The 17,993-nt window shown below is 71.9% G+C and carries 18 protein-coding genes; 11 read left to right on the top strand and 7 right to left on the bottom strand.

Features of this window, described 5'->3' with window-relative positions; genetic code table 11:
• Positions 1 to 206 precede the first annotated feature (206 nt).
• The 4 genes from HJC40_RS16890 to aroA form a co-directional block, all read right to left on the bottom strand.
• Positions 207 to 1,106, bottom strand: coding sequence for a hypothetical protein (locus HJC40_RS16890; protein ID WP_250002089.1), 900 nt, complete (start codon positions 1,104 to 1,106; stop codon positions 207 to 209).
• Positions 1,107 to 1,216: 110 nt separating this feature from the next.
• Positions 1,217 to 2,011: a histidinol-phosphatase gene (hisN, locus tag HJC40_RS16885; RefSeq protein ID WP_250002026.1), complete on the bottom strand. Its 795-nt coding sequence runs from the start codon at positions 2,009 to 2,011 to the stop codon at positions 1,217 to 1,219.
• 52 nt (positions 2,012 to 2,063) lie between these two features.
• Positions 2,064 to 3,137 (bottom strand): ribosome small subunit-dependent GTPase A, encoded by a 1,074-nt coding sequence (rsgA, locus tag HJC40_RS16880; protein WP_250002088.1) that lies wholly within the window; start codon positions 3,135 to 3,137, stop codon positions 2,064 to 2,066.
• Positions 3,138 to 3,139: 2 nt separating this feature from the next.
• Positions 3,140 to 4,363 carry a 3-phosphoshikimate 1-carboxyvinyltransferase gene (aroA, locus tag HJC40_RS16875; protein WP_374271991.1) on the bottom strand — a complete coding sequence of 408 codons (1,224 nt, stop codon included), beginning with the start codon at positions 4,361 to 4,363 and terminating at the stop codon, positions 3,140 to 3,142.
• A 137-nt stretch (positions 4,364 to 4,500) separates the two neighbouring features.
• Between aroA and HJC40_RS16870 the strand changes: the two genes are divergently transcribed.
• The 5 genes from HJC40_RS16870 to rsrA all read left to right on the top strand — a co-directional run bounded on the left by HJC40_RS16870 (position 4,501) and on the right by rsrA (position 8,847).
• Positions 4,501 to 5,199 (top strand): SOS response-associated peptidase, encoded by a 699-nt coding sequence (locus HJC40_RS16870; RefSeq protein ID WP_250002024.1) that lies wholly within the window; start codon positions 4,501 to 4,503, stop codon positions 5,197 to 5,199.
• 1,141 nt (positions 5,200 to 6,340) lie between these two features.
• The gene (locus tag HJC40_RS16865; RefSeq protein WP_250002023.1) at positions 6,341 to 6,736 is read left to right on the top strand and encodes a WhiB family transcriptional regulator; all 396 of its coding nucleotides are present in this window, start codon (positions 6,341 to 6,343) and stop codon (positions 6,734 to 6,736) included.
• Positions 6,737 to 7,085: 349 nt separating this feature from the next.
• Positions 7,086 to 7,688 (top strand): alpha/beta family hydrolase, encoded by a 603-nt coding sequence (locus HJC40_RS16860; protein WP_250002022.1) that lies wholly within the window; start codon positions 7,086 to 7,088, stop codon positions 7,686 to 7,688.
• A 67-nt stretch (positions 7,689 to 7,755) separates the two neighbouring features.
• Positions 7,756 to 8,553, top strand: coding sequence for a sigma-70 family RNA polymerase sigma factor (locus tag HJC40_RS16855; protein ID WP_308200909.1), 798 nt, complete (start codon positions 7,756 to 7,758; stop codon positions 8,551 to 8,553).
• Positions 8,554 to 8,559: 6 nt separating this feature from the next.
• Positions 8,560 to 8,847: a mycothiol system anti-sigma-R factor gene (gene rsrA, locus HJC40_RS16850; RefSeq protein WP_250002020.1), complete on the top strand. Its 288-nt coding sequence runs from the start codon at positions 8,560 to 8,562 to the stop codon at positions 8,845 to 8,847.
• Between the two features lie 81 nt (positions 8,848 to 8,928).
• On the opposite strand, the gene HJC40_RS46610 is transcribed toward rsrA, so the two are convergent.
• Positions 8,929 to 9,003: a 50S ribosomal protein bL37 gene (locus HJC40_RS46610; protein WP_370657623.1), complete on the bottom strand. Its 75-nt coding sequence runs from the start codon at positions 9,001 to 9,003 to the stop codon at positions 8,929 to 8,931.
• Positions 9,004 to 9,134: 131 nt separating this feature from the next.
• Between HJC40_RS46610 and HJC40_RS16845 the strand changes: the two genes are divergently transcribed.
• Positions 9,135 to 9,353 carry a biotin/lipoyl-binding carrier protein gene (locus HJC40_RS16845; protein ID WP_250002019.1) on the top strand — a complete coding sequence of 73 codons (219 nt, stop codon included), beginning with the start codon at positions 9,135 to 9,137 and terminating at the stop codon, positions 9,351 to 9,353.
• Positions 9,354 to 9,434: 81 nt separating this feature from the next.
• On the opposite strand, the gene HJC40_RS16840 is transcribed toward HJC40_RS16845, so the two are convergent.
• Entirely contained in the window at positions 9,435 to 10,955 is a 1,521-nt protein-coding gene (locus HJC40_RS16840; protein ID WP_374271989.1) for a tetratricopeptide repeat protein, read from the bottom strand.
• A 161-nt stretch (positions 10,956 to 11,116) separates the two neighbouring features.
• Here HJC40_RS16840 and HJC40_RS16835 point away from each other — a divergent pair, with 161 nt between their 5' ends.
• The 5 genes from HJC40_RS16835 (at position 11,117) to HJC40_RS16815 (ending at position 17,394) form a co-directional block, all read left to right on the top strand.
• Positions 11,117 to 12,154: an SIS domain-containing protein gene (locus HJC40_RS16835; protein WP_250002086.1), complete on the top strand. Its 1,038-nt coding sequence runs from the start codon at positions 11,117 to 11,119 to the stop codon at positions 12,152 to 12,154.
• 56 nt (positions 12,155 to 12,210) lie between these two features.
• Positions 12,211 to 13,758 (top strand): PAS domain-containing sensor histidine kinase, encoded by a 1,548-nt coding sequence (locus tag HJC40_RS16830; protein ID WP_250002018.1) that lies wholly within the window; start codon positions 12,211 to 12,213, stop codon positions 13,756 to 13,758.
• A 306-nt stretch (positions 13,759 to 14,064) separates the two neighbouring features.
• The gene (locus HJC40_RS16825) at positions 14,065 to 15,759 is read left to right on the top strand and encodes a nitrite/sulfite reductase (protein ID WP_250002017.1); all 1,695 of its coding nucleotides are present in this window, start codon (positions 14,065 to 14,067) and stop codon (positions 15,757 to 15,759) included.
• Positions 15,760 to 15,910: 151 nt separating this feature from the next.
• Entirely contained in the window at positions 15,911 to 16,672 is a 762-nt protein-coding gene (locus tag HJC40_RS16820) for a phosphoadenylyl-sulfate reductase (RefSeq protein ID WP_250002016.1), read from the top strand.
• A complete protein-coding gene (locus HJC40_RS16815; protein WP_250002015.1) occupies positions 16,654 to 17,394 on the top strand; it encodes a sirohydrochlorin chelatase in 741 nt (246 codons plus the stop codon). The genes HJC40_RS16820 and HJC40_RS16815 overlap by 19 nt, the downstream gene beginning before the upstream one ends.
• Positions 17,395 to 17,698: 304 nt before the next feature.
• Here HJC40_RS16815 and HJC40_RS16810 read toward each other — a convergent pair whose 3' ends face one another.
• On the bottom strand, positions 17,699 to 17,953 hold the full coding sequence (locus HJC40_RS16810) for a WhiB family transcriptional regulator (RefSeq protein WP_020513708.1): 255 nt from the start codon (positions 17,951 to 17,953) through the stop codon (positions 17,699 to 17,701).
• Between the last annotated feature and the right edge of the window lie 40 nt (positions 17,954 to 17,993).

Here is a 17,993-nt window from a genome sequence, read left to right as displayed (position 1 = left end):
TTGTGCATAACGTGTCCCCTTTTCGCATTTCCGCGCACTCGGGGGACCGAGACCACTCTCCGGCGGAGGCGGCACGGCATCAAACGGACATAACCTCCTGATGGGCTTGGTCAGGAAGTACCCGGCGCGGGAGGACTCATGCAGTCCGATGGTGAAATTGCTCCGGGCGGCCGGGCGAAACGGCTGCGTTCCGGTACAAGACCGGGTCAGCGGCTGGTCTGGGCGGCGCGCAGCGCGGAGGGCTCGGGCCGCCGGGTGGGCGGCGCCGGCACGTGATGGTGCTGCGGCTCGGCATAGCGGGTCAGACCGATCACCGCGGCCAGCGTCACCACGAAACCCAGCGCGGCCAGCCACTCCTTGCCCGGCTGGATGCGGTCGCCGAGCAGCAGCAGCCCGACGATCGCGGCCGGGACGGCTCCGGCCGCGTCCATGGCCGCGACCGCCGCCGTGGTCGAGCCGCGCTGCATGGCCAGCCCGAGCAGCAGCTGGCCGACGATCGAATGCACGATGAGCAGGTAGAGCAGCGGGTTGGTGAAGAAGCCGGCCGCCGAATGCTCATTGGCCAGCGGGCGGGCGGCGATGGCGGCCGCGCTGAACCCCACGCCGGCCAGCGAGCCGAGCACGACCGAACCGAGGGCGCCCTGCAGCCGTACGGCGAAGAAGCCGAGGCCGGCGATGACCAGCAGGGCCACCGCGAGGCCGGCGATCGCGGCCGTTCCCAGCGGCCGCGCGTGGGCCGGCTGAGCCGAGCGCACCAGCCCCGCGATGCCGGCCATCAGCAGGAGCAGCAGCACCACCTCGGCGGCCGGCAGCGACCACTTGAGCAGCACGACGCCGAGCAGCGCGGTCACCCCCAGGCCGGCCGCCACGCTGGCCTGCACCAGGAAGAGCGGCAAGTCCTCCCGGGCGAGGAAGGCGAGCACGAACCCGAGCACCTGACAGCCGATGCCGAGCAGGTAGGTCCGCTGCCCGGCCAGCCGCACGAGCAGCGCTGGATCGAAGGTGTGGTGCACAGTCGTGCGAGCCGCAGCCGCCGACTGCAACAGGTTCGCCACCCCGTACGCCAGGATCATGGCGGCGAGGAAGCACCAGCCCGAGGACACCACCTGACGCACGATAGACCAGCCTCGGCCCGGCATCAGCGCTTCGGGGGACACTGTCGGCGCGGGGTGCCCGCCGCGTCACCGAGAGCTATCGTTTTCGAGCTCTTTGTCCGTTACCGGTCCAGCGCGGTCAGCACCGTCTCGTGCAGCAGCCCGTTGGTCGCGATGACCGACGACTTGTCGGCCGGCGGTCGCCCGGCCAGGTCGGTGATGGTGCCCCCGGCCTCCTCCACGATCGGGATCAGCGCGGCCATGTCCCACAGCGACAGCTCCGGTTCGACCATCGCGTCCAGCGCTCCCTCGGCCAGCAGCATGTAGCCGTAGAAGTCGCCGTAGGCCCGGCTCCGCCACACCGCCAGGCTCAGATCGACGATCCTCGGCAGCCGGCCCACCTGATGCCACCCGTTCAGGCTGGCGTAGCTCAGGCTGGCGTCGGCCAGCCGCCCGACCCCCGAGACCTTGATCCGGGTGGCGGCGTGCTGATGCTTTCCCGCGTACGCGCCGTGGCCGCGCGCCGCCCACCAGCGGCGGCCCAGAGCCGGGGCGCTCACCAGCCCCGCGACCGGCGTGTCCCCCTCGAGCAGCGCGATCAGGGTGCCCCAGATGGGGACCCCGCGCACGAAGTTCTTGGTGCCGTCGATCGGGTCGATCACCCACCGTCGGCTGCCCGGCCCGGCCGCGGCCCGGCTCGACCCGAACTCCTCGCCCAGCACCCCGTCGCGCGGCCGGGCCCGGCCCAGCGTCGACCGGATGGCCTGCTCGACCGCGGTGTCGGCATCGGAGACGGGAGTGAGGTCGGGCTTGGACTCGACCTTGAGATCGAGAGCCCGGAACCGGCTCATCGAGATCGAGTCGGCCGTGTCGGCGAGCAGGTGGGCGAGCGAGAGGTCATCGGCGTAACCGGCCATGCCCGGAACGCTAGCGGATGATCCACCCTTCCCGCGGCCGTCAGCCCCGCACTCAGCCGGGCCGCTCGTCCTCCGGCGGCGTCTCCCGCGGATCGGTCTCGCCGGCCCGGGAGGCCAGCAGCCGCCGGTAGGACTCGAGCCGGCGCGGGTCGGCGTTGCCCTCGGCCACCCAGGCGTCCAGCCGGCACTCCACGTCGTTCGGGCTGTGCCCGCAGTTCGGCTGATCCTCCAGCGTGCCCTCGACCAGGTCGGGGAAGCCGTGCAGCAGGCTCTCGGCGCTCACGTGGGCCAGCCCGAAACTCCGGATCCCGGGCGTGTCGATGATCCAACCCGGATCCAGGCGGGACTTCCCGACCGGCGGCAGCCGCAGCGCGACCGCGCTGGTCGACGTGTGGCGGCCCTTGCCGATCGCGCTCACCGCTCCCACCGCCCGCAGCGCCTCGGGGACCAGCCGGTTGACCAGCGTCGACTTGCCCACCCCGGAGTGCCCGACCATGACCGAGATGGCGCTCGCGAGCCGCTGACGCAGCTCGCTCAGGTCGCTGTCCGGCCGCACCAGGACGTACGGCAGGTCGAGCTCCGCGTAGTAGTCGAGCACCGCCTCGGGCCCGGCCAGGTCGGCCTTGGTCAGGCACAGCAGCGGCTCGATGCCGGCGTCGTACGCCGCCACCAGGCAGCGGTCGATGAACCCGGTGCGCGGTGGCGGGTCGGCCAGCGCGCTGACGATCACGAGCTGGTCGGCGTTGGCCACCACGACCCGCTCGAGCCGGCCCTCAGGGGTGGTGTCGTCGTCGTCCGCGGTGCGCCGCAGCACCGAGGTGCGCTCGGCGATCCGGACGATGCGGGCCAGCGCTCCGGCCGCGCCCGTCACGTCCCCGACCAGGGCCACCCGATCACCCACGACCACGGACTTGCGGCCCAGCTCGCGGGCGCGCATGGCGGTGATCAACGGGGTGTCGATCGGGGCGTCCTCGAGCACGCAGCCGTATCGCCCCCGGTCCACGGTGATCACCAGGGCGTCGATGGCGTCGTCGTGTTTGGGACGGGTGCGGGTGCGCGGGCGCGACGAACGACCCGGCCGGACCCGGACGTCGTCCTCGTCGTACTCCCGCTTGCGGCCTGGCAGGTCTAGCTCCTCGCCACGAGTTCGGCCCAGAGTTCGGGGAACTCGGGCAACGTCTTCGACGTACACGCTACGTCGGTCAGCGACATACCCGGCACGGCGAGCCCGATAACCGCGGCCGCGTGAGCCATACGATGATCGGCGTAGGTCTCGAACTCGGCGGCGTGCAACGGCCGCGGCACGATGCGCAGGCCGTCGCGGAACTCGGTGACCTCGGCGCCGACCTTGCCCAGCTCGGCGACGAGCGCGGCGATGCGGTCGGTCTCGTGCCCCCGGATGTGCTCGACACCGCGCAGCTCGGAGGGCCCGTCGGCCAGGGCGGCCAGCGCGGCCACGACCGGGGTGAGCTCGCTGACCTCGGACAGGTCGGCCGTGAGACCGCTCAGCCGGCCCGTGCCGCGCACGGTGAGCCCGTCGGCCGACCGGGTGACCTCGGCGCCCAGGGCGGTGAGCAGCTCGGTGAGCCGATCGACCGGCTGCCAGCTCTCGGCCGGCCAGCCGCTGAGCGTGACCGCCCCGCCCGTGACCATGGCGGCGGCGAAGAACGGCGCCGCGCCGGAGAGGTCGGGCTCGATCACCCAGGTGCGCCCCTGGAGCTCGCTGGGCTCGACCGCCCAGACGTCGGGCACGGACTCGTCGACCACGGCCCCGGCGGCGCGCAGCATGTGGGTCGTCATGCGCAGATGCGGGGCGGACGGCACCGGCGGCCCCTCGTGGCGCAGCACCAGCCCGTTGGCGAACCGCGGCGCCGACAGCAGCAGCCCCGACACGAACTGGCTGGACGCCGACGCGTCGATCACCGCCTCGCCCCCCTCGACCAGGCCGGCGCCGCGCACGGTCAGCGGCAGCCCGCCGATCGCCGACGCGTCGATCGACACGCCGAGCGACCGCAGCGCCTCGACGATCGGGCGCAGCGGCCGGTTGCGCGCCTGCGGGTCGCCGTCGAACTCCACCGAGCCCTCGGCCAGCGCCGCGGCCGGCGGCAGGAACCGCATGATCGTGCCGGCCAGCCCCACGTCGACCCGGGCCGGACCGCGCAGGGGCGCAGGCTCGACCAGCCACCGCTCGTCGTCGCTCGCGTCGAGCCCGATGCCGAGCGCCCGCAGACCCGCGGCCATCAGCTCGGTGTCCCGGGCCCGCAGCGGCCGCTCGATCACCGAGGGCCCGGTGGCCAGCGCGGCCAGCACCAGGGCGCGGGCCGTCATCGACTTGGAGCCCGGCAGCCGCACCGAGGCGGTGACCGGACCGGACGCGGACGGGGCCGACCAGGGGCGGGGTTGTGCTGTCACCGGGCCATTGTGCCGGGCCGGGCCGACAAAATCGGGGAGCGTTCCCGCACCACGGGACGGGTGTACCGTTCGGGGGCATGTGCGGGCGGTACGCGACGACCAGGACCGAAGCGGATCTCGAGGACCTGTTCGAGGCCGTGAGCGTCGTCGAGCAGCTCGGCCCCAGCTGGAACGTGGCTCCCACCAGCCCCGTGCCGGTCGTCCGCAATTCGCACTCGCACGACGCCCGCGTGCTCGACACCGCCCGATGGGGCCTCGTGCCGCCGTGGGCCAAGGACCTGCGCGCCGGCGCCCGCATGATCAACGCCCGCTCCGAGACGGTGGCGACGTCGCCCGCCTTCGCGCCGTCCTTCGCGCGCCGCCGGTGCCTGGTGCCGGCCGACGGCTGGTTCGAGTGGGTCCGCGACGGCAAGCAGCGGCAGGCCTACTACATGACGCCGGCCGACGGCGCCCCGCTGGCCTTCGCCGGTGTGTGGACCGCCTGGGGCCCCGACGCGACGCTCACCTGCAGCGTCCTGACCACGGCGGCGCTGGGCGGTCTGGCTCACGTGCACGACCGCATGCCGCTGATCCTGCCGCGCGACCGGTGGCCGGCCTGGCTGGCCGGCGGCGGCGACCCGGGCGAGCTGCTGACGCCGCTGTCCCCGGCCGAGCTGGCGGCCATCGAGGTCCGTCCGGTACGCCCCGACGTCGGCAACGTCCGCAACAACGGCCCGCACCTGCTCGAGCCCCCGCAGCCCCCCACGCCCGATCCCGAGCCCGCAACCCTCTTCTGAGCACAGTTGCGCCGTGCGGGTTGCGCCGTGCGGGTTGTGCCGTGCGGGTTGTGCCGTGCGGGTTGTGCCGTGCGGGTTGTGCCGTGCGGGTTGTGCCGTGCGGGTTGTGCCGTGCGGGTTGTGCCGTCCGGGCTGTGCCCTTCTGGCACCGGCAGCACCGCCTTCCTCAGGCTTCGCCCACGCTGGGATCCGAGCCACGGCCGCACCGCGACCCTTCCTTGGCGCCACTGTGTTGGCCGTCGTGCATCGAGCAACCGCTGGCGTCGTTGCCGGGTCCCCGCCTCGTCTCGGTCCGGCTGACGCTACGCCCGTCGGCTGGACTTGCGGCCGGTTGTCCACAGAGGCCGTTGTGAGGTGATTTCTGTTTGTGGACAAGCTGAACGGCTCGTGGCCGGGCTGGCGATCGGGGCAGCGCGGCCATGGCAGCTCTGCTAGTTTCCTCGCGCCTGGCTCTCTGAGTCGCCACTCGCCGCGCTGTGCCTATGCCTCGGCCGAGCCGTCGTCGGCCGTCGGCGGTCGGCGGATGCTTGCTCGGTGCTCGGTGCTCGGTGCTCGGTGCTCGGTGCTCGGTGCTCGGTGCCCGGTGCCCGGTGCCCGGTGCCCGGTGCCCGGTGCCCGGTGCCCGGTGCCCGGTGCCCGGTGCTCACGGGCGGCGGGCGCTCATAGCTCACGGGCGGCGCGAGCGGCAGGCTCTCACGGGCAGTGGGCGCGGGCGTTCACGGCTCACGGGCAGTGGGCGCGGGCGTTCACGGCTCACGGGCGGCTGGCGCGGGCGTTCACGGCCACAGGCGGCTGGCGCGGGCCGCGGGCCGCGGGCGTGGGGCTTCAGGCCTGAGGCGGCAGGCGTCGAGCGGGGCGGCGAAGTCGCTTCGGCGAGGCGGATCGGTCCGCTGTGGGCGGTCGGGTTGTGTGGCGCGTTCGTGGTTGGCGCTCGCTGGCAATTTGCTGAGGGTAACGTGATCAACTTTCAGATTTGCTGAATTTTGTCCGCATTTTTTACTGGCAACTTTGTTTCAAGATAGATAAGCCCCTTGTTCTGATCTCCTACCCTGCGATACAAAACTGCGCCGGAGTGGTGCGGGTTCGCACGGTGCGCGCCCGTTGCCACACGCAGTACCGGTCCCACGGGGGAGGTGGGCTGATGACACGGGCTCGTATGCCGCGTCCACATGAAGTAGCCATCGCGCGACGCGATCCGCGGTTGCTCGAGGCCATTCGCGAGCGACGCAGCGACGAAGCTTGGCGGACCCGCGGCGCGTGCCGTGCGGTCGATCCGGAGACGTTCTTTCCGGCGCCGAACGAACCGTCCGAGGGCGCGGTCTCGCTCTGCGGCACGTGCACAGTGCAAGGGCCGTGCCTGGCCTGGGCATTGCAGGTAGGCGACTGCCACGGCGTCTGGGGCGGCACGACGCCCCGCGAACGCCGGGCGATGCTCGTCGCCTGGCGCGAACGCGTCGGCCCGGGTGGCGAGCCGATAGACGACGACACCGACGAGGAAGATCGCCGGTTGCTCGACCTCACGCCGGTCAGCCGCTGACCGCCGCTCGCTGATCGTCACGCTCCACGGCGCAGCCACTCGTTGATCGTCACGCTCACGACGCAGCTGGTCGTCGATCGTCACGCCTACGACGCGCCGCTCGCTTGCCCCTGCCGCCCACACGGTCGGCAGGGGCGGCGAGGGCGCGATCGGGCTGTGCGGCGCCCGGATGCTGTGCGGCGCCCGGATGCTGTGTGGTGCCCGGATGCTGTGTGGTGCCCGGATGCTGTGCGGTGCCCGGATGCTGTGCGGCGCCTGGTGGCGGTGGCGGTGGCGGTGGCGGTGGCGGTGGCGGTGAACTGAACGGTGGTGTGGGTCCGGGGGGCTTTGCGGGCTGATTACATAAGGCGTGGACGACATCGAGATCGAGACGCCGCGTGGCCCGGCCCGGGTGCGCTTCGGTGAGACCGACGGCCCGGCCCTCAGCCTCCTGGTCCTGGGTCACGGGGCCGGCGGCGGAGTGGACGCGCCCGACCTCAAAGCCGTCCATGACGCCGCGGTGTCCAGCAGCGTCCGGGTCGCGCTCGTCACCCAGCCCTACCGCGTCGCCGGTCGGCGTGCCCCGGCCCCCGCCGGGCAGCTCGACGAGGCCTGGACGACCGTGGTGCGGCAGATCGCCGTACCGGGAATGCCCCTCATCGTGGGTGGCCGGTCGAGTGGCGCCCGCGTGGCCTGCCGGACCGCGGCCGGCCTGGGGGCCTCGGGCGTGCTGGCGCTGGCGTTCCCGCTGCATCCTCCGGGTAAGCCGGATCGCAGCCGCGCCGGGGAACTGCCCACCGATGTGCCGACGCTCGTGCTCAACGGGGACCGGGACGCCTTCGGGGTGCCCGCCGGCTCTGGCCCGGTCGAGGTGATCGTGCGGCCGGGCGCCACCCATGACCTGCGCAAAGACGTTCGCGGCACAGCCGATCGGGCGGTCGCCTGGATGCGTACGCATGGGTGGGCCCGATAAGGAATGCAAGTTGCGCCTTCGTGGTTGTAGACCCCGGGAAGCATGAACGTCGGAAGGGGTTTGACAGGTGCGAGCCGCAACGGAGTACCTGGACCGCGACGACCGGAAGGTCGATCGGGTGCGGGACCTTTTGGGTTCCCCCGAGTGGCCCGCGGCCGAACAGCCGCTCACGCCATCGGTGAGTGTCAGCACACCGGCGGTTTTCCAGGCCGTAGAAGGGGCACTACCCGTATCCTCGGCGGGGCGGTCGAGGGGAGAGCTCAGGGTGGCCCAGACAGAACGGACCGAGGAGCGCAGGGCGCGCTTCGAGCGGGACGCGTTGCCTTTTGTGGACCAGCTTTACGCTGCCGGTCTGCGGATGACGCGTAACCCGGCCGACGCCGAGGACCTGGTGCAGGAGACGTACTTGAAGGCGTTCTCCGCGTTTCACCAGTTCGAAGAGGGTACGAACCTCAAGGCGTGGCTGTACCGCATTCTCACGAACACCTATATCAACTCGTATCGGCGCAAGCAGCGTCAGCCGGTGCAGGCTCCCACCGAGGAGATCACCGACTGGCAGCTCGCCTCGTCCGAGTCGCACACGTCGGCCGGCCTGAAGTCGGCCGAGACCGAGGCGCTCGACCGGCTGCCCGACAGTGACATCAAGGAAGCCCTGCAGGCTCTGCCCGAGGACTTCCGGCTGGCCGTCTACCTCGCTGATGTCGAGGGTTTCTCGTACAAGGAGATCGCCGACATCATGGGCACGCCGATCGGCACCGTCATGTCCCGTCTGCACCGTGGGCGGCGCAACCTGCGCAAGACCCTGGAGCAGTACGCCGTCGACCGGGGCATCACCCGGACCGCTTCGGAACCGCAGGAGGCGTGACGCGTCATGAGCGGGCTGAACGATGAGGGCCACGACGCCGATTGCGGCATCGTGCTCAGTGAGGTCTACCTCTACCTCGATCTGGAGTGCAGCGAGGACCGCCGGTCGTTGATCCAGAAGCATCTGGACGACTGCGACGGGTGCCTGCGCGAGTACGGCATCGAGCACGAGGTGAAGGCGCTGGTGTCCCGCTCCTGCGGCGACGAGAAGGCGCCCCAGGAGCTGCGCGAGCGGCTCCGGGTCAAGCTCGACCAGCTCGAGGTTCAGGTGGAGACCCGGGAGTTCCTCCTGTAGGTCTCGCCGAACCCGTATTTCACGTCGAACGAGAAAGCCCCGCGGCACGCGCCGCGGGGCTTTCTGCGTCTGAACCTGGGCTCAGCTGTTTGGCCGCTTGCCGTGGTTCGCGCTGCTCTTCTTCCGAGCCTTCTTCTTACGGGACTTCTTAGCCATGGGTGACTCCCTGTTCGTACCGTGTTCCCGCGCCGATGGTAGTCGGCGCGTCCGCGCGCGCCGGACTCGCCCGACCGGAATCCGTGGTTTGATGACCCGGACCGACAGGCGCAACGCAGGAGGATTCATCGATGGCCGACGAGATCCGGGCCGAGATGGTGGCCAACGTGTGGAAGGTCGTCGCGTCGAGCGGCGACACCGTCGCCGAGGGCGACACGCTGGTGATCCTCGAGTCGATGAAGATGGAGATCCCGGTGGTCGCCGAGACCGACGGCACGGTGGCCGAGGTCGCGGTGCACGAGGGCGACGTCGTCCAGGAGGGCGACCTGATCGCCATCATCCAGGCCTGATCAGACTTCAGCCAGGCCTGATCAAACTTCGGCCAGGCCTGATCAGACTTCAGCCAGGGCTGGGCAGGACCGCCGAGCCGATCAGCCGCGGCGCCAGCGCAGCAGCAGCCGGCTGCGCGCGCGCTGGCGCGGCACGGCCGGGGCGCGGGTCATCGCCGTGGCCAGCTGCCGGGTGGACTGGTCGAGATCGGGAGCGGCCAGCGCGAGCTCGGCCAGCGACCGGGCCCCGGGCCGCGAAGCCACCTCGGTGAGCCGGGCGGTGACCACCCGGGCGACGTCGGCCCGCGCGGCCGGGTCGACCCAGGCCGCCACGATCACCGCGAACAGGGCCGCCTCGGTCACCCGGTCGAGGCCGCCGTCGGTCAGGCCGAGCAGCATCCGCCGGCGTTCCGAGTCGAGCCAGGCCTCCTCGGAGCGGTGGTGCAGCAGTCCCAGGCAGGCCCAGATCTCCGGTGCGGCCACGTCGGCCGGCGGGTGGGCCAGCAGCGCCATCAGGTCGGCCGGGGACAGCAGGATCAGCGGGAGAGCGGCGTCGTACGCGGCCGGGGGGTGGGCCCACGAGAGCGAGGCGACCTGCCGGAGCCGGCGCACCGCCTCGGGCGAGGGCTCGTCGGAGGCCGGGGCGTTGCCGCGGGGCAGCGGCGCGGCCGCCGGGGCCCCGCTCAGCCAGGACGTGTCACGGCAGCAGTCGGCCAGGTCGGTGTGCTCGTGCGACTCGTCGGGGTGGTCGCGGATGTAGTCGGCCAGCCGCACCAGGTGCATGAGGTCGCCGTCGGCGCGGTGGCGCAGCCGGTGGGCGGTGTGCACGGCGCAGTCGTAGTCGGGGTCGCGCTCCAGCGCCCGGTCGACCCAGCTCAGGGCGTCGTCCAGGCGGTCGTTGTCGGCCAGGGTGCCGGCGATGTCGGCGTACACGGAGAGGTCGTCGGGGTCGTGCGCCACCGCGCGCCGCAGGGCCGCGAGCGCCTCGGGCAGGCGGCCGGCGCTGCGGTAGGCGTACCCGAGCCAGATCTCGCCGAGCTTGGACGGGCGGACCCGGGCGCCGCGGGAGGCCCAGTCGACGGCCAGCTCGTGCTCGCCGACCCGGCGGGCCAGCGCGGAGCCGGCGCCGAGCAGCATGGCGTGCTCGGGATAGGCGGACAGCGCGTGCCGCACGACGGACAGATAGGGGCGCAGGGTGGGCGGGGCGGGCTCGGCCACCCGGGTGCACAGCCGCATGAGCACCTGGGCCAGCAGGCCGGGCTCGATGCGGACGCCCAGGGTGGCCTCGGCGACCCAGGGCACGCCGGCCCAGTCGGCCGCGGGTGACTGGCCGCTGGCCGCCGCCAGCAGCGGCAGGCCGTCCTCGGGACGACCGGCTGCGGCGAGCAGATGAGCCCGCGCGGCGAGCTTGCCGGGGGAGGTGTGCGGCCCGGCCCGGAAGAGGTCGAGACCGCCGCCGGGGCGGGCGGCCAGCCGTCCGAGCATCTCGTGCACCTCGGGCAGGGTGGGAGCGTGGGCGAGTGCTCCCGCGAGGTGATCGGCGGCTTTTTCCGGCTGGTCTGTCGCCAGGGCCGATCTCGCCTGTTCGAGAGCGCGGTCGGCGGCGCGGCGTACTTCCACGATGCAAGACAGTAGGGGAAAGAACCCTTTATGTCAGCAGGGGATCCGCTGCGCGTTCATGCTCGAAACGTTGACTCTGTAAGCTCTTTCTTGCAAGACTGCGCAGCAAACGCGCGCCGGGATGCTCATCATGGGAGGAACACGTGACACAGCGAGGCCAGGGGATGGCCGCGGACATCGCGGAACAACCGGGCGGATTCGCTCGGCTGCTCGACAGTGAGCACACCGGCGTGATCGCCGGGGTGGCGGCCGAGGTGGCCCGCCGACGGCCGCGCAACGTCGTCTTCGTGGCCCGGGGCACCTCCGATCACGCCGCGCTCTACGGGGCCTACCTCACCGAGATCCGGCTGGGCCTGCCGGTGGCCAGCGCCTCGCCCAGTGCGATCACGCTCTTCGGCGCGCGGCCGGACTTCACCGACACGCTCGTCGTCGGGGTCAGCCAGAGCGGCGGCTCGCCCGACCTCACCGGCGTGCTGCAGGTGGCCCGCGAGACCGGCGGCCTGACTCTGGCCGTCACCAACAACCCGGACTCGCCGCTGGCCCGCGCGGCCGAGCTGTCGATCGACGTGGCGGCCGGGCACGAGCGGGCGGTCGCGGCCACCAAGACGTACACCGCGGAGCTTCTCGCCCTGCTGCTGCTGATCGAGGGCATCCGCTCGGGTGACGGCAGCCTGCCGGCCGAGGAGCGGGCCGCGCTGGACAAGCTGCCCCAGCTGGCCGACGACGCGCTGGCCGACCCTACGGCGGACGACCTCGCGCAGCGTTACCGGTTCGCCTCCCGGATGGTGACGACCGGGCGCGGGTACGCCTACCCGACCGCCCGCGAGGCCGCCCTCAAGCTGATGGAGACGTCGTACCTGCCGGCGCTCTCGTTCTCGGGTGCCGACCTGCTGCACGGGCCGCTGGCCATGACCGACCCGGACGTGCCGGTGCTCGCGGTCGTCGGCGACGGGCCGGGCGGCCGGTCGATGCGCGACGTGGTGACCCGGCTGGGCGAACGCCGGGCCGACGTGGTGACGATCGGCGCGACCGACGTGCCCGGGGCGGCCGGCCGGCTCTCCGTGCCCGCGGTGACCGACGAGCGTTACAGCGTGCTGCTCGACATCCTGCCGCTGCAGAAGCTCGCGCTCTCGCTGGCGCTGGCCCGGGGCGAGGATCCCGACGCGCCGCGGGGACTCAAGAAGGTCACCAGCACTCTGTAGTACACGAGGTAGTACACGAGCGCTCCGTGGTAACACCGGCGTGGCACGCTTGCTGCGTGTCAACGTTGCGTGATCTGGCCGAGGAGCACACCGGCCTCGAGCCGGCCGACATCGACCACCTGCACCGCATCGCCGGTGACTGGCAGCTGCTGTCCGACCTCTCCTTCGCCGACCTGCTGATGTGGGTGCCGGTGAAGCGGGCGGACGGGCAGCCGCGCGAGTATCTCTGCGTCGCGCAGGTGCGCCCGACGACGGCGCCGACGGCCTACCAGGACGACCAGGTCGGCAAGATCGTCGGCGGTCCCGAGGTGGCCCATCTCGACATCGCCCTCGCTCAGGAGCGCATCTGGCGGGAGGGCGACCCGGTCTGGTACGGCGACACGCCCGCGCGGCACGAGGCCATCCCGGTACGCCTGCGCGACCCGAACGATCACGAAGAGGGCTACAGCGAGGTCATCGCCGTGATCGGCCGCGACACCAACCTGTCCACCGCGCGGACGCCCAGCCAGCTCGAGCTCAACTATCTGACCACCGCCGACGACCTGGCCCAGATGGTCGCCGACGGCACCTTCCCGCCGCCGCGGCACCCGGGCGAGACCACGTCGGCGCCCCGGGTCGGCGACGGCCTGATCCGGCTCGACGCGGGTGGCAAGGTCACGTACGCGAGCCCGAACGCGCAGTCCGCGTACCGGCGGCTCGGCTTCAACGCCCACCTGGTCGGCGAGGAGCTGTCCGCGCTGACCAGCCGGCTGGCCGCCGACCCGCTCGAGGGCAACGACGCGGCCGAGCGCATCCTCTCGGCGCTGCGCGGCGAGTCCCCGCCCCGGCAGGAGATGGAGGCCCGCGGCGCGACCGTGCTGATCCGGGCGCTTCCGTTGCTGCCGGCCGGGGTGCCGATCGGCGCGCTGGTGCTGGTGCGCGACGTGACCGAGGTCCGGCGCCGCGACCGCGCCCTGATGACCAAGGACGCGACGATCCGCGAGATCCACCACCGGGTCAAGAACAACCTGCAGACCGTGGCCGCGCTGCTGCGCCTGCAGGCCCGCCGGGTCGACGCGCCCGAGGCCCGGCACGCGCTGCAGGAGTCGGTGCGCCGGGTCGCGTCGATCGCGCTGGTGCACGAGACGCTGTCGATGTCGAGCGACGAGGCGGTCGAGTTCGACGGCATCGTCGACCGGGTGGCCACCGCCGCCACCGAGGTCGCGGCGACCAGCATCCCGGTCACGATGCGCCGCGAGGGCACGTTCGGCGTGCTGCCCGCCGAGATCGCCACCTCGCTGGTCATGGTGCTGAACGAGCTGCTGATCAACGCGGTGGAGCACGGCTTCCCGGCCTCGGAGGACGACGACGCCCCGCCGCCGGCCGACGACGAGAGCGGCGAGGTGGTCGTCTCGGCCCATCGCTTCCGCAAGCAGCTGCACGTCACGGTGGCCGACAACGGGCAGGGGCTGCCGGAGGGCTTCCGGGCCGACGACACCCAGCGGCTCGGCCTGCAGATCGTGCGCGCGCTGGCCACCGGCGAGCTGCGCGGCAGCATCGAGTTGCGCAACCGGGCCGGGGGCGGCACCGAGGCTGTGCTCGTGGTCCCGCTGGGCAAGCGCTAGCGCAAACTTGTTACGCCGTGTTTGCCGGGTGGCCGGTACCACACTCCCGGAATCTGGACCAGCCTGGCCCAGAAGGCTCCGGCGTGAGAGGCTAGCCGCATGACCGCTGCTGTTGACCGCCGCTTCGTGGCTCGTCGCCACGTCGACTACGGCCGCGTCCGCAGCGCGATGTGTCCGGCTTCCTGACGCCGCCCGATTTATTTTTCGGGCGCGCGAGACGCGCCGGCCACTCCTGACACTGATGTCGCGAGCCTCCAAGAGCCGTGAGCGTCTGAACGCGCCCACGAATCCCGGAGGATCGCCGACATGGCGCCCAGCAACACCCCAGCAGGCCCGGCCGCTCGCCCCCGCAAGGCGCGTGGCGAGGGTCAGTGGGCGCTCGGACACCGCGAGCCGCTGAACCCCAACGAGCGGATCAAGAAGGACGACAACCCGCTCAACGTCCGCGCCCGCATCGAGAACATCTACGCGCACACCGGGTTCGCCTCGATCGACCCGCAGGACCTGCGCGGCCGGTTCCGCTGGTGGGGGCTCTACACCCAGCGCAAGGCCGGCATCGACGGTGGTCGCACCGCCGTCCTCGAGCCGCACGAGCTCGAGGACGAGTACTTCATGCTCCGCGTACGCATCGACGGCGGCGCGCTGAACCTGGCCCAGCTGCGCACGATCGCGCAGATCTCGGCGGAGTTCGGCCGCGACACCGCCGACATCACCGACCGGCAGAACATCCAGCTGCACTGGATCCGCATCGAGGACATGCCGGAGATCTGGCGGCGGCTCGAGGCGGTCGGCCTGCAGACCACCGAGGCCTGCGGCGACTGTCCCCGCGTGGTGCTCGGTTCGCCGGTCGCCGGGGTCTCGGCCGACGAGGTGCTCGACGGGACGCCCGCGATCGACGAGATCCTCCGGCGCTACATCGGCGACCCGCAGTACTCGAACCTGCCGCGCAAGTTCAAGTCGCAGATCTCCTGGCTGCCCGACGGTCCCTACGAGACGAACGACATCTCGTTCGTCGGCGTCGACCACCCGCAGCACGGCCCCGGTTTCGACCTGTGGATCGGCGGCGGCCTCTCGACCAACCCGCGGCTGGCCGAGCGGCTCGGCGTCTGGGTGCCCATCGACGACATCCCCGACGTGTGGGAGGGCGTGGTCGGCATCTTCCGCGACTACGGCTACCGGCGGCTGCGCAACCGCGCGCGGCTGAAGTTCCTGCTGGCCGACTGGGGCGTGGCCAAGTTCCGCGAGGTGCTCGAGAAGGAGTACCTGGGCCGCGCGCTGACCGACGGCCCGCCGCCCGAGCTGCCGGCCAAGCCGATCGACCACATCGGCGTCCACAAGCAGATCGACGGGCGCAACTACATCGGAGCGGCTCCCGTGGTCGGTCGCACGTCGGGCACCCAGCTCGGCAAGCTGGCCGATGTCGTCGAGCAGCACGGCTCCGACCGGGTGCGCCTCACCGCGTACCAGAAGCTCCTGGTCCTCGACATCGCCGACGACCGGGTCGAATCGCTGATCACCGGGCTGCGGGACATCGGGCTCGAGGCGCGCCCGTCGGCCTGGCGGCGCGGCACGATGGCCTGCACCGGCATCGAGTACTGCAAGCTCGCGATCGTCGAGACCAAGGCCCGCGGCGAGGAGCTGGTGGCCCGGCTCGAGGAGCGGCTGCGCGACTTCGACGCCGAGATCTCGATCCACATCAACGGTTGCCCCAACGCGTGCGCCCGCACCCAGGTCGCCGACATCGGCCTCAAGGGCCAGCTGGTGATGAACGAGCACGGCGAGCAGGTCGAGGGCTACCAGGTGCACCTCGGCGGCGGGCTGGGCATGGCCCAGGGGCAGACCTCCGGCTTCGGGCGCAAGCTGCGCGGGCTCAAGGCCACGGCCGAGGAGCTTCCCGGGTACGTCGAGAAGCTGGCTCGCCACTACCTCGACGGACGCACCTCGAAGGACGAGACCTTCGCCGACTGGGTGCTGCGGGCCGACGAGGCGCTCCTCAAATGAGCGACGCCCGGTCGGCCCCGCTGTACTGCCCCTATTGCGGCGAAGAGGACCTCTATCCCAACGAGGCCTCGCACGGCGCGTGGGAGTGCCACTCCTGCGCTCGAGTCTTCACGGTCAAGTTCAACGGCTTGCTTTCCAAGGGAGTCAACCGATGACGGTAGTGGCCGCAACTTCCCTCAACCTCGTCAACCTGGGCGGCCCCACCGCCCAGGACCCCAGCCGCCGTTCCCGCGACGAGCTCGAGGCGCTGGCCCGCGAGGCCGGCCGTGAGCTCGAGGGCGCGCCCGCCGAGGTGATCGCCAAGTGGGCGACCGACACCTTCGGCGACCGGTTCTGCGTCACCAGCTCGATGGCCGACGCGGTCGTCGCGCACGTCTTCTCCCGGGTCGCCTCGGGCGTCGACGTGGTGTTCCTCGACACCGGCCTGCACTTCCCCGAGACGCTCCGGGTGCGCGACATCGTGGCCGCCACCATGGACGTCAACGTCCGCTCGATCCGCCCGCGCAAGACGGTCGGCCAGCAGGACGGGGAGTACGGTCCCCGGTTGTTCGCCCGCAGCCCCGACGAGTGCTGCTTCCTGCGCAAGGTCGAGCCGCTCGAGCGCGCCCTGGCCGACTACGACGCCTGGGCCACCGGCCTGCGCCGCGACGAGTCGCCGACCCGGGCCAACACGCCGGTGGTCGCGTTCGACGCCAAGAAGGGCAAGGTCAAGGTCAACCCGATCGCGGCGTGGACCCAGGCCGAGGTGGACCGCTACGTCAGCCGGTGGAACGTGCCGGTCAACGAGCTGTTCAAGAAGGGCTACGGGTCGATCGGCTGCTGGCCCTGCACCCGGCGCACCAAGGCCGGCGAGGACCCGCGGGCGGGCCGCTGGGCGATGTTCGAGAAGACCGAATGCGGCCTGCACGTCTAGCCGTCGTCCTGGTGGCCCACGGGAGCCGTGACCCGCGGGCCGCGGCTTCGACCGAGGCGCTGGCCCGGGCGGTGCGGCGGGCCCACCCGTCGTGGGAGGTGCACGCGTCGTACCTCGACCACGCCGGGCCGCGCCCGCTCGACGTGCTGGCCTCCCTGCCGGGGCGGCAGGCCGTGCTCGTGCCGCTGCTGCTGACCGAGGCCTACCACGGGCGGGTCGACGTCCCGGCGATCGTGGCCGAGGCCGCCGGGCTGCCGGTGGACGTGACGCTGGCCGGCGTGCTCGGGCCGACGCCTTCGTCCCCGGTCGTGCCCCCGGCCCTGCTGGACGGTCTGGAGCGGCGTCTCCCGCACGCGGGGCTGGACGCGGTGGTGCTGGCCGCCGCGGGAACGCGCAACGCGGCCGCCCGGGAGACGATCTCGTGGGCGGCGGAAGCCCTCAGCGCCCGTCTGAGCGTCCCGTGTGTCGCGGCGTATGCCTCGGCCTCTCCGCCGGACGCCGGGGTCGCTGTGAGCCGCCTGCGGGCCGACGGCGCCCGCCGGATCGGGGTGGCCGCCTATTTCCTCGCCCCGGGCTTCCTGTACGACCTGGCCGTGCGCTCGGCTCGTGAGGCCGGCGCCGTGGTGGTCGCTGATCCGCTGGGCGACGCACCGGATCTCGTACGCCTCGTCGCCTCGCGAGTGCTGGCGGCCACCGGCCGTGCGCTGCCCGCAGCCGCGTGAGTGTCGCGTGCCACGACTGTCAGTGAGGGTGCCCTGCACGGCAACGCACCGTCACCAACCGTTGCGCGCCCGGAGCGCTCCGCCCACTGTCGACGCTCCGTACCGGGAATGTCGACCATTCGTCGCGGCCCGCAATTTCGAGATCATTTCGTGGAATCTCGATGAAACCGAACGTGATCGCAATAGCGCGTTCGGCGAACCTCTCGGGAAGCTCTCAGGATTCGGCGCGCACAGTAATCGATCGGAAACAGCAAGACGCCCCGGTGCCGAACGGCCCGGGGCGCAAATGCTGTGGGGGATTGGTTCAGGCGGTAGGAGCTCCGACACGGAGGCCGCCGCGACGCTTCACGGCGCGACGCTCGTCTTCGCTCATCCCGCCCCAGACGCCGGCATCCTGTCCCGACTCGAGTGCCCACGAAAGGCATTCCGAGGTCACGGGACACCGCCGGCACACGGCCTTGGCCTGCTCGACCTGCAGGAGCGCGGGGCCGGACGTCCCGATCGGGAAGAACAGCTCCGGGTCCTCGTCGCGGCAGATCGCATCGTGACGCCAGTCCATGGCGGCAACACTCCTTGTTTCTGGCTGGGGTAATAAATGG

The sequence above is a fragment of the Actinoplanes sp. M2I2 genome (assembly GCF_023544445.1).
Taxonomy (GTDB): Bacteria; Actinomycetota; Actinomycetes; order Mycobacteriales; family Micromonosporaceae; genus Actinoplanes.
This window is presented reverse-complemented; position numbering and strand designations above follow the sequence as displayed.

Coding starts and splice junctions, on each gene's coding strand:
- hisN (WP_250002026.1), bottom strand. CDS start 2,011: ATGGCCGGTTACGCCGATGACCTCTCGCTCGCCCACCTGCTCGCCGAC.
- HJC40_RS16870 (WP_250002024.1), top strand. CDS start 4,501: ATGTGCGGGCGGTACGCGACGACCAGGACCGAAGCGGATCTCGAGGAC.
- HJC40_RS16865 (WP_250002023.1), top strand. CDS start 6,341: ATGACACGGGCTCGTATGCCGCGTCCACATGAAGTAGCCATCGCGCGA.
- rsrA (WP_250002020.1), top strand. CDS start 8,560: ATGAGCGGGCTGAACGATGAGGGCCACGACGCCGATTGCGGCATCGTG.
- HJC40_RS16845 (WP_250002019.1), top strand. CDS start 9,135: ATGGCCGACGAGATCCGGGCCGAGATGGTGGCCAACGTGTGGAAGGTC.
- HJC40_RS16835 (WP_250002086.1), top strand. CDS start 11,117: ATGGCCGCGGACATCGCGGAACAACCGGGCGGATTCGCTCGGCTGCTC.
- HJC40_RS16825 (WP_250002017.1), top strand. CDS start 14,065: ATGGCGCCCAGCAACACCCCAGCAGGCCCGGCCGCTCGCCCCCGCAAG.
- HJC40_RS16820 (WP_250002016.1), top strand. CDS start 15,911: ATGACGGTAGTGGCCGCAACTTCCCTCAACCTCGTCAACCTGGGCGGC.
- HJC40_RS16815 (WP_250002015.1), top strand. CDS start 16,654: ATGCGGCCTGCACGTCTAGCCGTCGTCCTGGTGGCCCACGGGAGCCGT.
- HJC40_RS16810 (WP_020513708.1), bottom strand. CDS start 17,953: ATGGACTGGCGTCACGATGCGATCTGCCGCGACGAGGACCCGGAGCTG.